Origin of the sequence: Microbacterium sp. (assembly GCF_039812165.1) — a bacterium.
In the GTDB taxonomy this organism is placed as follows: Bacteria; Actinomycetota; Actinomycetes; order Actinomycetales; family Microbacteriaceae; genus Microbacterium.
The window spans coordinates 1-13424 of the sequence record NZ_JBDIAB010000009.1 but is presented as its reverse complement, the minus strand read 5'-3'; the positions used below and the strand labels follow the sequence as shown (position 1 = coordinate 13424).

13 protein-coding genes are annotated in these 13424 nt (G+C 72.5%); 3 read left to right on the top strand and 10 right to left on the bottom strand.

What is annotated here, in order from left to right; genetic code table 11:
- Positions 1–27: 27 nt before the first annotated feature.
- Together miaA and miaB are read right to left on the bottom strand one after the other, a co-directional pair.
- Positions 28–936, bottom strand: a complete 909-nt coding sequence (gene miaA / locus WML84_RS01915; RefSeq protein WP_347344473.1) for a tRNA (adenosine(37)-N6)-dimethylallyltransferase MiaA — start codon at positions 934–936, stop codon at positions 28–30.
- Positions 937–1151: 215 nt separating this feature from the next.
- On the bottom strand, positions 1152–2714 hold the full coding sequence (gene miaB, locus WML84_RS01910) for a tRNA (N6-isopentenyl adenosine(37)-C2)-methylthiotransferase MiaB (protein ID WP_347344472.1): 1563 nt from the start codon (positions 2712–2714) through the stop codon (positions 1152–1154).
- A gap of 171 nt (positions 2715–2885) precedes the next feature.
- Between miaB and WML84_RS01905 the strand changes: the two genes are divergently transcribed.
- Positions 2886–4256, top strand: coding sequence for a Cpe/LpqF family protein (locus tag WML84_RS01905; protein WP_347344471.1), 1371 nt, complete (start codon positions 2886–2888; stop codon positions 4254–4256).
- A 35-nt stretch (positions 4257–4291) separates the two neighbouring features.
- Here the strand turns inward: WML84_RS01905 and WML84_RS01900 are convergent, their stop codons facing one another.
- From WML84_RS01900 to WML84_RS01865, 8 genes are all read right to left on the bottom strand, one after another.
- A complete protein-coding gene (locus WML84_RS01900) occupies positions 4292–4993 on the bottom strand; it encodes a regulatory protein RecX (RefSeq protein WP_347344470.1) in 702 nt (233 codons plus the stop codon).
- A 1-nt stretch (position 4994) separates the two neighbouring features.
- The gene (gene recA, locus WML84_RS01895) at positions 4995–6044 is read right to left on the bottom strand and encodes a recombinase RecA (protein ID WP_347344469.1); all 1050 of its coding nucleotides are present in this window, start codon (positions 6042–6044) and stop codon (positions 4995–4997) included.
- A 233-nt stretch (positions 6045–6277) separates the two neighbouring features.
- Positions 6278–6502 carry a DUF3046 domain-containing protein gene (locus WML84_RS01890; protein WP_347344468.1) on the bottom strand — a complete coding sequence of 75 codons (225 nt, stop codon included), beginning with the start codon at positions 6500–6502 and terminating at the stop codon, positions 6278–6280.
- 6 nt (positions 6503–6508) lie between these two features.
- On the bottom strand, positions 6509–6829 hold the full coding sequence (locus WML84_RS01885) for a helix-turn-helix transcriptional regulator (protein ID WP_347344467.1): 321 nt from the start codon (positions 6827–6829) through the stop codon (positions 6509–6511).
- A 148-nt stretch (positions 6830–6977) separates the two neighbouring features.
- A complete protein-coding gene (locus WML84_RS01880; RefSeq protein ID WP_347344466.1) occupies positions 6978–7538 on the bottom strand; it encodes a CinA family protein in 561 nt (186 codons plus the stop codon).
- Complete coding sequence (gene pgsA, locus WML84_RS01875; RefSeq protein ID WP_347344465.1) at positions 7535–8107, bottom strand: CDP-diacylglycerol--glycerol-3-phosphate 3-phosphatidyltransferase; 573 nt, start codon at positions 8105–8107, stop codon at positions 7535–7537. Before pgsA ends, WML84_RS01880 begins: the two co-directional genes overlap by 4 nt.
- 90 nt (positions 8108–8197) lie before the next feature.
- Complete coding sequence (locus WML84_RS01870) at positions 8198–10858, bottom strand: DNA translocase FtsK 4TM domain-containing protein (RefSeq protein WP_347344464.1); 2661 nt, start codon at positions 10856–10858, stop codon at positions 8198–8200.
- Between the two features lie 97 nt (positions 10859–10955).
- Positions 10956–11450 (bottom strand): GNAT family N-acetyltransferase, encoded by a 495-nt coding sequence (locus tag WML84_RS01865; RefSeq protein WP_347344463.1) that lies wholly within the window; start codon positions 11448–11450, stop codon positions 10956–10958.
- 73 nt (positions 11451–11523) lie between these two features.
- On the opposite strand from WML84_RS01865, the gene WML84_RS01860 reads away from it, so the two are divergent.
- Positions 11524–12465, top strand: a complete 942-nt coding sequence (locus WML84_RS01860; protein ID WP_347344462.1) for a PfkB family carbohydrate kinase — start codon at positions 11524–11526, stop codon at positions 12463–12465.
- Entirely contained in the window at positions 12462–13373 is a 912-nt protein-coding gene (locus WML84_RS01855) for a pseudouridine-5'-phosphate glycosidase (RefSeq protein WP_347344461.1), read from the top strand. Before WML84_RS01860 ends, WML84_RS01855 begins: the two co-directional genes overlap by 4 nt.
- The last annotated feature ends 51 nt before the right edge of the window (positions 13374–13424 follow it).

Here is a 13424-nt window from a genome sequence, read left to right as displayed (position 1 = left end):
GCGAGGCGTGCGTCCGCGCCGCGGGCGTCACGCCGCGTCGAGGAGCGCCGCCGCGGGCGTGCCCGGCTCGACCCAGCGCAGGCGGGCATAGCGGCGGAACCACGACACCTGCCGTCGCGCGTAGCGGCGGGTCAGCGCCTGCGCCTGCGCGATCGCCTCCTGCTCGCCGAGCTGGCCGTCCAGCTGCGCGAGGGCCTGCGCGTACCCGATCGCGCGTCGCGCGGTCGCGCCCCGCTCGAGCCCCCGCTCGCGCAGCGCCGCGACCTCGGCGACGAGTCCCGCGCGCCACATGTCCTCGACGCGACGATCGAGGCGCTCCACGAGCTCGGCGCGGTCGACGTGCACCCCGACGAGCGTCGTCGGCTCGTGCCACCGCACCGGCTCGTCGGGCAGCGCCGCGCCGTGCGTGGCCTCGCCCTGCAGCACGACCTCCAGCGCGCGGACGACCCGTCGCCCGTTGCGCGCGTCGATCCGCGCCGCCGTCCGCGGGTCGAGCTCGCGCAGCCGTGCGAACAGCACGCCCGCGCCGTCCCGCTCCAGCTCGGCCTCGAGCCTGGCGCGCAGCGCGTCGTCGTGCGGCGGGAAACGGAAGTCGAACACGACGCTCGACACATACAGCCCCGAGCCGCCCACGAGGATCGCGTCGGCACCGCGTGCGTGGATGCCCGCGATCGCCGCACGTGCGGCATCCTGATACGCCGCGACGGCCGCCTCGTCGGTGACGTCCAGCACGTCGAAGAGGTGATGCGGGATGCCGCGGCGCTCCGCGACCGGCAGCTTCGCCGTGCCGATGTCCATGCCGCGGTACAGCTGCATCGCGTCGGCGTTGACGATCTCGGCCCCGCGACCGCGCGAACGGAGCTCTTCGGCGAGGTCGAGCGACAGCGCCGTCTTGCCGGTGCCGGTGGCGCCGACGATCGCCCACAGCCGGGTCATCGGACGCTCCGCACGGCTTCGGCGCGGGAGGCGGCGGCTCCAGCGGGCCGCGCGGCCGCTCCGGCGGGCGGCGCGGCCTCTTCAGTGAGCAATGCGGCCGCTTCGGTGAGCAATGCACCCGCTTTGGCGCCAGTTCCCTGCTTTGGCGCCACATATTCGTAGGGGCCGAAGCAGGAAGGTGTCGCCATCATGCAGAAGGGCGGGGCAGAGCCGGGTCAGCGGCCGACGCGGAGGGTGGGCAGGCCCAGCGACACGGGGCGCGGGGCGCCGGGTGCGGCCGCAGCGGTCAACGGCGACGAGGGGATGCCGCAGGACTCGGCCTGCGCGCGGTCCCACGCGTCGCCGGCGCGCGTGCGGCGGATGCGCAGCGGCGCACCGTCCGGCGCGTCGGCCAGCAGGTGGAACGGGGCGGCGTGGGTCACGACGACCGAGACGACGTCGCCCGGACGCGGCAGGTCGGAGCCGGCCGGCACCTCGAAGTGGACGAGCCGGTTGTCCTCGGCACGGCCGGTGAGCCGGTGCGTCGCGGCATCCTTCTTGCCCTCGCCCGTCGACACCAGGACCTCGAGCGACCGGCCGACCTGCGCCCGGTTCTCCTCGAGGCTGATGCGCTCCTGCAGCGCGACGAGGCGCTCGTAGCGCTCCTGCACGACCGCCTTCGGCACCTGGTCGGCCATGGTGGCCGCGGGCGTCCCCTCGCGGATCGAGTACTGGAAGGTGAACGCGCTCGCGAACCGGGCCTGCTCGACGACGCGCAGCGTGTCTTCGAAGTCGGCGTCGGTCTCGCCCGGGAACCCGACGATGATGTCGGTCGAGATCGCCGCCTGCGGGATGCGCGCACGCACGCGGTCGAGGATGCCGAGGAAGCGCTCGCTCCGGTACGACCGTCGCATCGCGCGGAGGATGCGGTCGGACCCGGACTGCAGCGGCATGTGCAGCTGCGGCATGACCTGCGGCGTCTCGGCCATCGCGTCGATGACGTCGTCGGTGAACGCGGCGGGGTGGGGCGACGTGAACCGGATGCGCTCGAGCCCGTCGATCTCGCCCGCCGCGCGCAGCAGCTTGCCGAACGCCTGACGGTCGCCGAACTCGACGCCGTAGCTGTTCACGTTCTGGCCGAGCAGGGTCACCTCGATGGCGCCGTCGTCGACGAGCAGCCGGATCTCGCTCAGGATGTCGCCGGGGCGGCGGTCCTTCTCCTTGCCGCGCAGGCTCGGGACGATGCAGAACGTGCACGTGTTGTTGCAGCCGACCGAGATCGACACCCAGCCGCTGTAGACCGAGTCGCGCTTGGTGGGGAGGGTCGAGGGGAACACCTCGAGCGACTCGAGGATCTCGAGCTCCGCCTCGCCGTTGTGGCGCGCGCGCTCGAGCAGCGACGGCAGCGACCCCATGTTGTGCGTGCCGAAGACGACGTCGACCCAGGGCGCCTTCTGCTGCACGGCGTCCTTGTCCATCTGGGCGAGGCATCCGCCGACGGCGATCTGCATGCCCTCGTGCCGGTCCTTGCGCGACTTCAGGTGACCGAGCGTGCCGTAGAGCTTGCCGGCGGCGTTCTCGCGCACCGCGCACGTGTTGATGACGACGACGTCGGCCTCGGCGCCCGCGTCGGCGCGGACGTAGCCGGCGCTCTCGAGCGAGCCCGACAGCCGCTCGGAGTCGTGGACGTTCATCTGGCAGCCGAACGTGCGCACCTCGTAGGTGCGGGCTCGGCCGTGCCCGTCGGTCGCGGCGGGCGACGGCGCGATGAGGGTCGGCGCGCTCACAGGAATGGTCATGATGACAGCCATTCTACGAGGCGGCATAGCGGCCCACGGATGCCGGGCCGCCACGGCATCCGGACACGTACACGCGCATCGTTCCTCGCCCGTGTCGTGCCCGCCGCGCGAGGGAGCGGACTCCGTCGTGCGACGGACGTGCGTCGCTACCCCGACCGATACCGTCGAGGTATGAGCCGTCTGAGCAGACCCGTGATCGGAACGCACCGCAGGATCGCGGCCGCGGTCGTCGCCCTCCTGGCCCTCGCGCTCAGCGCGTGCGCGGCGCCGGGGTCGTCGCCCTCGTCGACCGCCACGGCGGTGACGATCCCCGACACCCCGGTGGGCAAGAAGACGCAGTGGATCCTCGACGTGCTCAACGCCGGAGAGGACACGACGGCGGCCGAGTGGGAGGACGAGCTGCACGAGTCGTTCCTCGAGCAGGTGTCGGCCGACGAGGTCGCCGACCTCCTCAACCGGCAGGTGCGGCCGGCGAAGCCCCTGATCCCGACCGCCTACCGCGGCAGCGAGCTCGAGGCCGTCACGACGATCGCGGGCACCCTCGGCGACCCGTTCGACCTCAACCTCGTGATCGACGAGGACGGCCTCATCACGGGGCTGCTGCTGAGCCCGGCCGCATCCGAGCGCGAGCCGGCGACCTCGCTCGGCGAGGTGGAGAAGCGGTTCGCCGCCCTCCCCGCCGACGTGCGGGTGCTCGTCACGCTCGACGACAAGGCGCTGATCGAGACGGATGCCGAGACCGCCGCGCCGCTCGCGTCGGTGTTCAAGCTCTACGTGCTCGACGCCGTCGGCGAGGCGGTCCGCGGCGGCACGCTGTCGTGGACCGACACCGTCGTCGTCACCGACGACGCGCGGTCGCTGCCGACCGGCGAGCTGCAGGACCTGCCGGCGGGCACCGCGGTGCCGGTGCGCGAGGCGGCGCAGAAGATGATCGAGATCAGCGACAACACGGCGACGGACCTGCTGATCCAGAAGGTGGGACGGGACGCTGTGGAGTCCGCCGTCGGGCGTCTCGACGTCGCCGACCCCGAGGGCCTCCGGCCGTTCCCGACCACGCGGGAGGCGTTCGCGCTCCTGTGGGGCGGGCATGACGCGCTCGTCGAGCAGTGGTCGACCGGCGACGAGACCGCAAAGCGCGCGGTGCTCGAGGCCCTCAAGACCGAGCCCTTCGACATCACGGTCTCGGACGTGACCGACGCGACCGGCTGGGATCGCGGCATCGAATGGTTCGCGTCGGCCGAGGACGTCACGACCGCGCATCGAGCCCTGCACGAGCTCGGCCGCACCGTTCCGGAGGTGCGCGACATCCTGGGGGCCAATCCGGGCATCCAGCTCGATCGCGACGACTGGCCCTACGTGGCGTTCAAGGGCGGCTCGTCGCCCGGCGTGCTCACCGGGTCGTGGCTCGCCGAGCGGGCTGACGGCACGGTGCTCACCGTCGTAGTGCTCGCGTCGACGGACGATCCGGCCTCGCTGTCGAGCCCGGCGTCGGAGCTGTTCGGTCTCGTGCAGGACGTGTTCGCCCTGACCGCGAAGGACTGAACGCCCGGTCCGACCGCGCCCGTGGACACACGCGGCTACGGGCGGAAGCGCACCGGCGAGGAGTCATGGTCGAGCTCGTCGAGCGCGGTCCGCGCGGCGTCGAGTGCGACGGAGCCACCGTAGCCGCGGCGCGCGAGCTGGCCGCTCAGGCGCCGCAGCGCGGTGGTGCGGTCGAGACCTCGCATCGCTCGCGCCTTGGTCCGCGCGAACTCCAGTGCGCGCTCGTCATCGTCGTCGGGCAGCTGTGCGAGCGCGGCGTCGGCCACGTCGCGCGGGATGCCGCGCTGCGCGAGCGTCTGCGCGACGACCCTGCGCCCCTGCCCCTTGCGCGCCACGCCCGCGTGCACGACCTGCTCGGCGAGTCGGGCGTCGTCGAGGTAGCCGTTGCGCACGAAGCCGTCGATCACGGCCTCGACGGCGTCGGCACCGAGCTCGCGTTCGGCCACCACGGCCCGCGCCTCGCGGACGGAGAGCGACCTCGTGCGGAGCTTGCGCAGGAGGCTCGCCTCGGCCGCCTCGCGTTCGCTCCCGTCGGACGCACCGGAGCCGCCGTCACCGGAGCCGGCACGGTCGAGGTCGCGCTCGTCCTCCGCCTCGTACCGCCACGTGTCGTTCCAGGCGGACGGTCCGGCGCCGCGGGCGTCGCCGTCGGCGCCGGATGCATCCGTGGACGGATCGCCGAACAGGGGGATGACGGGGGCGAGCGGCTCGCGCTCGCCCCCGGTCTCGCCGTTCATGTCAGGCCGGGCGGCGAGCGGCGAGCTCGTCGCCCACCGACTCCTCGGCGCGCGCGCCGCCGATGCCGAGCTTCGCCTTGATCTTCGACTCGATCGCGGCGGCGATGTCGTCGTTCTTGATCAGGAAGTTGCGGGCGTTCTCCTTGCCCTGGCCGAGCTGCTCGCCGTCGTACGTGTACCACGAGCCGGACTTCTTGACGATGCCGTGCTCGACGCCGAAGTCGATCAGCGAGCCCTCGCGCGAGATGCCCACGCCGTACAGGATGTCGAACTCGGCCTGCTTGAACGGCGGGGCCATCTTGTTCTTCACGACCTTGACCCGGGTGCGGTTGCCCACGGCATCCGTCCCGTCCTTCAGGGTCTCGATGCGGCGGATGTCGAGCCGCACCGACGCGTAGAACTTCAGCGCCTTGCCACCCGCGGTGGTCTCGGGCGAGCCGAAGAACACGCCGATCTTCTCGCGCAGCTGGTTGATGAAGATGGCGGTCGTCTTGGTCTGGTTGAGCCCACCGGTGAGCTTGCGCAGCGCCTGCGACATGAGGCGCGCCTGCAGGCCCACGTGCGAGTCGCCCATCTCGCCCTCGATCTCGGCCTTGGGCACGAGGGCCGCCACCGAGTCGATGACGACGAGGTCGATCGCGCCGGAGCGGATGAGCATGTCGGCGATCTCGAGCGCCTGCTCCCCCGTGTCGGGCTGCGAGACGAGCAGCGAGTCGATGTCGACGCCGAGCTTCTGCGCGTAGTCGGGGTCGAGCGCGTGCTCGGCGTCGATGAACGCGGCGATGCCGCCCGCGCGCTGAACGTTGGCGATCGCGTGGAGGGTCAGCGTCGTCTTTCCGGACGACTCCGGCCCGTAGATCTCGACGATGCGGCCGCGCGGCAGTCCGCCCACGCCGAGGGCGACGTCGAGGGCGATCGAGCCGGTGGGGATGACCTCGACCGGTGCGCGTTCGTCGCTGCCCAGTCGCATGACCGAGCCCTTCCCGAACTGCCGGTCGATCTGGGCGAGGGCCGATTCGAGGGCCTTCTCGCGGTCAGCGGGTGATGGCATGGCGTGCTCCTAGTGCTCGTGTTTCTGCCGCCTGTAGGCTGTCGCGCTCCGGCCGGGATCGGACGGATGCTGCGACAAGGCGAGTGATGTCGTCGACGCCGTTCACGTTACGAGGGGCCTCCGACATCGGCCGGCCGTCCCCGCGAATCCGTGGACAACTCGTCCGCGACACCGCTTGTGGAGAGCCTACGCACACGTCGAACGAATCTTCGACGACACGCCGTGCGTGTCGCTCAGGAGCGTCGCGGTTCCCGTCGGCCCACGCCGTAGCGGCGCTCGTCGGGCACGTCGTTCGCGGCGCACAGCGCAAGCCACACCTCGCGCGGGGCCACGCCGGCGTCGAGCGCCTCCGACGCCGTGCGCCGACCCACGTCGCCGAGCACGAGATCGCTCAGCAGGGCGGCCGCGCGCGGCCCGAACTCGGCCGCGACGGCGCGATCGAACTCGCTGCGCCGCATGCGGGATCAGTGCAGCGAGGGCTCGGGCAGGACGAAGTCGTCGTCGAGGCCCGCGAGGTCGTCGGGGACGACGTCGGGGAACACCGGCATGCCCTCGAGCACCGAGATGCGGTCGCCCACCTCGCGCATGATCGTGGAGATCGGCACGTCCAGCGCGTCCGCGACGGCGGCGAGGATCTCGCTGGAGGCCTCCTTCTGACCGCGCTCGACCTCGCTGAGATACCCCAGCGCGACGCTCGCCCTACCGGCGACCTGGCGCAGCGTGTGGCCCTTCTGCAGACGGAAGTCACGCAACACGTCGCCGATCTCTTCGCGTACCAGGATCATGTCGGACCTCCTCCCCTTTCGTCGCGTTCCCGGTGGTTCCGGGTGGACAACAGTACAACACCTTCGCTGTCAGCCTAACCCCCTTGACCGAGGGAATGGTGGGTTGACGCTGTGACGTAACCGAGCGGAAACGCGGCCTATTCCCGGCTCACAGCGCATCGAGCGCGAGCCGCAGCGCACGGGCCACCGTGGCGGTGCGGATGGCCTCTCGATCGCCGCCCAGCAGCAGCGACTCGGCGCGCGATCCGAGCGGCGTCGACACGGCGATGTGGACGGTGCCCACGGGCTGCCCGTCGGGCGAGTCTGGTCCCGCGATGCCGGTCGTGGCGATGCCGACCTGCGCCGGCCGCCCCTCGCGGCCGAGCACGCGACGGGCGCCGTCGGCCATCTGCCGCGCCACGCGCGGGTGCACCGGTCCGTGCGCCTCGAGCAGCGTCGGGTCGACGCCGAGGATGCTCTCCTTCAGGTCGGTCGCGTACGCGACCACGCCGCCGCGGACCACCTCCGAGGCTCCCGGGACGGCGACGAGGGAGGCCACGACCAGCCCGCCGGTGAGCGACTCTGCCACCCCGACCGACCAGCCCAGCTCGATCAGTCGCGCGACGAGACGCTCGGGGTCGGAGCGTCGTCCCGGTGACACCAGCGTGGACTCGAGGTCGTCGGGGAGCCCGCCATAGGCCAGGGGCGCCTGATCGTCCAGCTCGCTCATGCCGCCTTCCGTCCCCGCGCGGCTCCGCGCACCTCGGTGACGACGTAGTCGATGCCGCTCGCGATCGTGAGCACCACCGCGATCCACATCGTCACGGCGTTCACGGTGTGGATCCACTCGCCCACGACGGTCCACAGCGGCAGGAGCGCGAGCGACAGCGCGACGCCCTGTGCGAGGGTCTTGAGCTTGCCCATCCACGCGGCGGCCACGACGTGGTCGCTCGCGACCACGAGGCGGTGCACCGTGATGCCCACCTCGCGCACCAGGACGACGATCGTGACCCACCACGGCAGCTCGCCGAGGATCGACAGGCCGACGAACGCGAACCCGGTGAGCACCTTGTCGGCGATCGGGTCGAGGAGCTTGCCCAGGTCGGTGACGATGTGGTGCTTGCGGGCCAGGTGGCCGTCGATGCCGTCGGTCGCGATCGCGACGATGAACAGCACCGCCGCCCACCAGCGCACCGGCCCGTCGGCGCCGCCGTCGGCCAGCAGCATCCACAGGAACACGGGTGCGCACAGGATGCGCACGATCGTGATGGCATTGGGGAGCTGCCGCGGGATCGTCACGGACCGAGCCTATTACGGGGCGGCGCCGAGACAGGATGCGTCCGCGGCGAGCGCTCCCGCCGTGGCGCGACCCGGCGCCGTCACGGCCGCTCAGTCCCGGCCGGTCAGGCCCCAGGCGTCCTCGTCGCCGCCGTCGCCGTCGACGACCTCGTAGCCCTCGAACTGCGCCTCGACGGGGTCGGCGGCGGCCTCGGCGGGAGGCTCCTCGCCGCGCAGGCGCGCCAGCACCGCCGGCAGCTGGTCGGGGGTGACGAGCACGTCGCGCGCCTTCGAGCCCTCGGAGGGCCCGACGATCTCGCGCGACTCGAGGAGGTCCATGAGGCGCCCGGCCTTCGCGAAGCCGACGCGCAGCTTGCGCTGCAGCATCGACGTCGACCCGAACTGCGTGGAGATGATCTGCTCGGCCGCGGCGAGCAGCAGCTCGAGGTCGTCGCCGATGTCGGCGTCGATCTCCTTGCGCTCGACGACCGCCGCCACGTCGGCGCGATATTGCGGCTGCGCCTGCTTCGTGACGTGCGCGACGACCTTCTCGATCTCGCTCTCGGCGACCCACGCGCCCTGCACGCGCAGCGCCTTCGAGGCGCCCATCGGCAGGAACAGCCCGTCGCCCTGCCCGATCAGCCGGTCGGCGCCGGGCTGGTCGAGGATGACGCGCGAGTCGGTGACGCTCGTCACCGCGAACGCGAGCCGCGAGGGCACGTTCGCCTTGATGAGTCCGGTCACGACGTCGACCGACGGCCGCTGGGTGGCGAGCACGAGATGGATGCCGCTGGCCCGCGCCAGCTGCGTGATGCGCACGATCGAGTCCTCGACGTCGCGCGGGGCGACCATCATGAGGTCGGCGAGCTCGTCGACGACGACGAGCAGGTACGGGTAGGGCTTGAGCACGCGCTCGCTGCCGGCCGGCAGGTTGATCTCGCCGGCCACGACCGCGCGGTTGAAGTCGTCGATGTGGCGGAACCCGAACGACGCGAGGTCGTCGTACCGCATGTCCATCTCCTTCACGACCCACTGCAGCGCCTCGGCCGCCTTCTTCGGGTTCGTGATGATGGGGGTGATCAGGTGCGGCACGCCCGCGTACGACGTCAGCTCGACGCGCTTCGGGTCGATCAGCACCATGCGCACCTCGGAGGGCTTGGCGCGCATCAGCAGGCTCGTGATCATCGAGTTCACGAAGCTGGACTTGCCCGAGCCGGTGGAGCCGGCCACGAGCAGGTGCGGCATCTTCGCGAGGTTCGCGACGACGTAGCCGCCGCCGACGTCCTTGCCCACGCCGATCGTCATCGGATGCACCGACGAGGTCGCGGCGTTCGAGCGGAGGACGTCGCCGAGGGTGACGATCTCGCGGTCGGTGTTGGGGATCTCCACGCCGATCGCGCTCTTGCCGGGGATCGGCGCGAGGATGCGGACCTCGTTCGACGCCACCGCGTACGCGATGTTGTTGGTGAGCGCGGTGATGCGCTCGACCTTGACGCCGGGACCGAGCTCGATCTCGTACTGCGTGACCGTCGGGCCGCGTGAGAAGCCGGTCACGCGGGCGTCGACCGAGAACTGCTCGAGCACGCCCGTGATCGCCTGCACGATGCGGTCGTTGGCCTCGGAGCGGGTCTTGTGCGGCGTGCCCGACGCGAGCGACGACACGGCCGGCAGCCGGTACGGGGTCTGCGGCGGCTGGCCGTCGTGGTCGCTGCCGAGCCCCGAGAGGCCGGGCAGCACGCCGTCGTCGACGACCTCCTCGGCGTCCTCGCGGATGCCGGTGTCGGCCTTGCGGCCGGCCTTCCGCACGCCCGCGAGGAGCGCGGGATCGATGATCTCGGTGGGCGCCTCGGATGCCGGGACGGCGACCGCCTGGTCGAACCCGCCGACCGCGTTGGGCTGCAGCACGGCGGTGAGGTCCTCGGAGCCGAGGCCGGTGTCCGGCTCCTCCTCGCGCCCGGTCTTGTTGCGGCGCCACCACGGCAGCGCGCCGGTGTCGGCGGCATCCGCCTTGTCGTCGTCCTTCGAGAACGCGACCGTCGGCGTCTCGTCGGCGGCGGCCCGCTCCACGCGCTCGGCGCCGAACATCCACGCGTACAGGTCGCCCAGGCGGCGTCCGATGCGGTTCGGCGGGGTCTTGGTCATGATGAGCACGCTCAGGAGGACGAGGAGGCCCAGCACGACGTAGCCGCCGGCGTCGGTGATGAGCATCGCGAGCGGCTCGCCGACCATCCAGCCGAAGAGCCCGCCGGCCTCGCTCAGCGCGGGCAGGCCCTCGCGCGGCTGCGGTCGACCGCCCGCGACGTGGCAGATGCCCGCGATCGAGATGAGGAACAGCGCCAGGCCGATGCCGAGCCGGCCGTTGTCGTGCACCGAGGGCGGATGCCGGAACAGCCACCCGGCGAGGATCAGGAGGAGCACGGGCAGGACGAACGCCTCGCGTCCGATGAGCGCGCCGACCGTGTAGGCGCTGATGGCCGCGCCGACCTCGCTCCCGATGAGGAACCACTCCACGACCGCGCCGGCGATCGCGAACAGGACGAGCAGGAACGGGAAGCCGTCGCGGCGCTGCTCCTTCTCGAGCGCCTCGGGACCGAACGCGCGGAACATGCCGCCGGTGGCATGGGCGAGGCCCATCCACGCGCGCACGACCACGGGCGGCTTCTCGGGCTCGCCGACGTACCGCTTCGGGGCGGGCTCGGGCTTGCGGGCGCGCGAGGTGGAGCCCTTCGCGGGCGCGCGACCCTTCGTGGTCGGGCTGGGAGTCCTGGCCATGCCTTCCACGTTAAGCCCGCCCCGTCGATTTCGCGGTCACCACGCGGACCCGGGCGTGCGCGACGCTCGGCGGCGACGGGCCGCACGTCGGGGCCGGTCAGCGCAGGCGTTTGACCATCGTGTCGCGCGCCTCGCCCGTGCTCACCACCGCGAAGCCCTCGTCGCGGTAGAGCGTCACGGCGAAGTTGCCGTGCTCGACGCTGAGGCTCAGTCTCGCGTGGCCGGCGTCGCGGGCGTGCTCGGCGATCCGCTGCAGCAGCGCCCGGCCGACGCCGTGCGCCCGCCAGATCGGCCGGACGCCGATGATCAGCTCGGGGACGGCGGTGCCGACGTACCCGAAGCCGGGCTCGGTGCGCGGGAAGACGCGGTACCAGGTCGCCCCGATCGGCGTGCCGGTGCCGTCGACCGCGACGAAGCCGGCATCCCCCGGACGCATCCAGCCCGCGATGTAGCGGCCGTGCTCCGCGGCGCCGAGCACCACGTGCCGCGGGCGCGCCGCCTGCGGGCGCCAGTTCGCGGCCTCGACCGCCATGTCGCCGAGGAACGCGCCGTCGGAGGGCAGGGCGGCGCGGATGCGGAACGACACGGGCATGGCGCGAGTGTACGTCGCGCGTGTTACGGGCCGATGACGCTGGGTAGGGTGGTGCACGCAGGAGGGAGCACGGATGCTCGCGGTCGTCGGCGACCTCATCGAGGACATCGTGGTGTGGTTCGACGGGCGCCTGCGTCGCGGCACCGACAACCCCGCCCGCATCTTCCGGGTGCGCGGCGGCTCGGCCGCCAACGTCGCCGCGTTCGCCGCCGCCCGCCACGCGAGCCGCTTCATCGGATGCGTGGGCGCCGACGCGACCGGCGACGCGCTGGTCGCCGACCTCGAGGCCGAGGGCGTCGACGTGCGCGTGCAGCGCCGCGGCACGACCGGGGCGATCGCGATCCTGATCGAGTCCGACGGCGAGCGCACGATGCTCCCCGACCGTGCCGCCGCGACACGGCTGGAGCGCGTGCCGGAGTCGTGGCTCGACGACGTGGAGCTCCTGCACGTGACCGCCTACGCCCTGGACGGCTCCCCCGTGCGGGAGAGCGTCGACGGGCTGGTCCGCGCGGCCGCGGCGCGCGGCGTGACGGTGTCGATGGACGCGTCGTCGACCGACGTGCTCGAGCGGCTCGGCGTCGACGCGTTCGTCGGCTACGTGCGCGCCACGGCTCCGGCCTTCGTCATCGCCAACCGCGACGAGGCCGCGGCGCTCGGCCTCGGCGACCCGGTGACCGCGGGCCGCGTGCTGTCGCGCTGCCGCCGCACCGCCTTCGTCATCAAGGACGGCGCCGACCCGACCCGCGTGCTCCGCCATCGCACCCCCGAGCTGGTGGTGCCGGTGCGGCCGGTCGACGGCATCCGCGACTCCACCGGCGCCGGCGACGCGTTCGCCGCCGGGTTCCTCACCGGCGTCCTCGCCGGGCGCGACCTGCGGTCCGCATGCGAGGACGGGCACGCCCTCGCCGCATCGGTGCTGCGCTCGCCGGGCGCCACGGCATCCATCCCCCTCGTCGTCCCGCCGCCGGTCGGCGCGGCGGCGTCCGCTCACGAAAGGAAAGGTCGCACGAGATGAGCTCAGCAGTCCGCGTCTCCGCCGAGGTCCGGGACGCCGTCGCCTCCGGCCGCCCGGTGCTCGCCCTGGAGTCCACGATCTTCACGCACGGACTCCCCCGGCCGCGCAACCTCGAGGTGGCGCTGGAGTCCGAGGAGTGGCTGCGCGCGTCGGGGGTGACCCCGGCGACGATCGGCGTGTTCTCGGGCGAGCTGGTGGTGGGCCTGTCCACCGCCGAGATCGAGGGGCTGTCGAACGACGACGCGGTCGTCAAGGCGTCCATCCGCGACCTCCCCATCGCGATGGCGAAGGGCCTGAGCGCGGGCACGACCGTCGCGGCGACCGCGTTCGCCGCGCACGAGGCGGGCGTGCGGGTGTTCTCGACCGGCGGGCTCGGCGGCGTGCACCGGGGTGCGCCGGAGACCTTCGACGAGTCCGCCGACCTCGGCGCGCTGGCCGCGATCCCGCTCGTGGTCGTGAGCGCCGGCGTCAAGTCGATCCTCGACATCGGGCTGACCCTCGAGCGGCTCGAGACGTTGAACATCCCGGTCGTCGGCTACCGCACCACCGACTATCCGGGGTTCTACCTCGCCGACTCGGGCTTCGACATCGACTACGCCGCCGACGACGCGGCCGAGATCGCCCGCATCGCGATCGCCCGCGACGCGCTCGGCCTGCCGTCGACGGTGCTGGTGGCCAACCCGGTGCCGGTCGAGCAGCAGCTCGACCCCGCGGTGCTCGATGCCGTGCTGGTCGAGGCGCACGCCGCCGCGGCGGCCGGCGGCGTGATCGGGCACGACATCACGCCGTTCCTGCTGGACTACATCCAGCGTGCGACCGACGGCGTGAGCCTCGACGTCAACGTGCACGTCTACCGCAACAACGTCGCCCTCGGGGCCGAGATCGCCCGCGCCCTCAGCGCCCGCTGACCCTCGCGCCACGCCCTCCCAGCCCCACCCCCACGCGCCCCTCGGGCACCC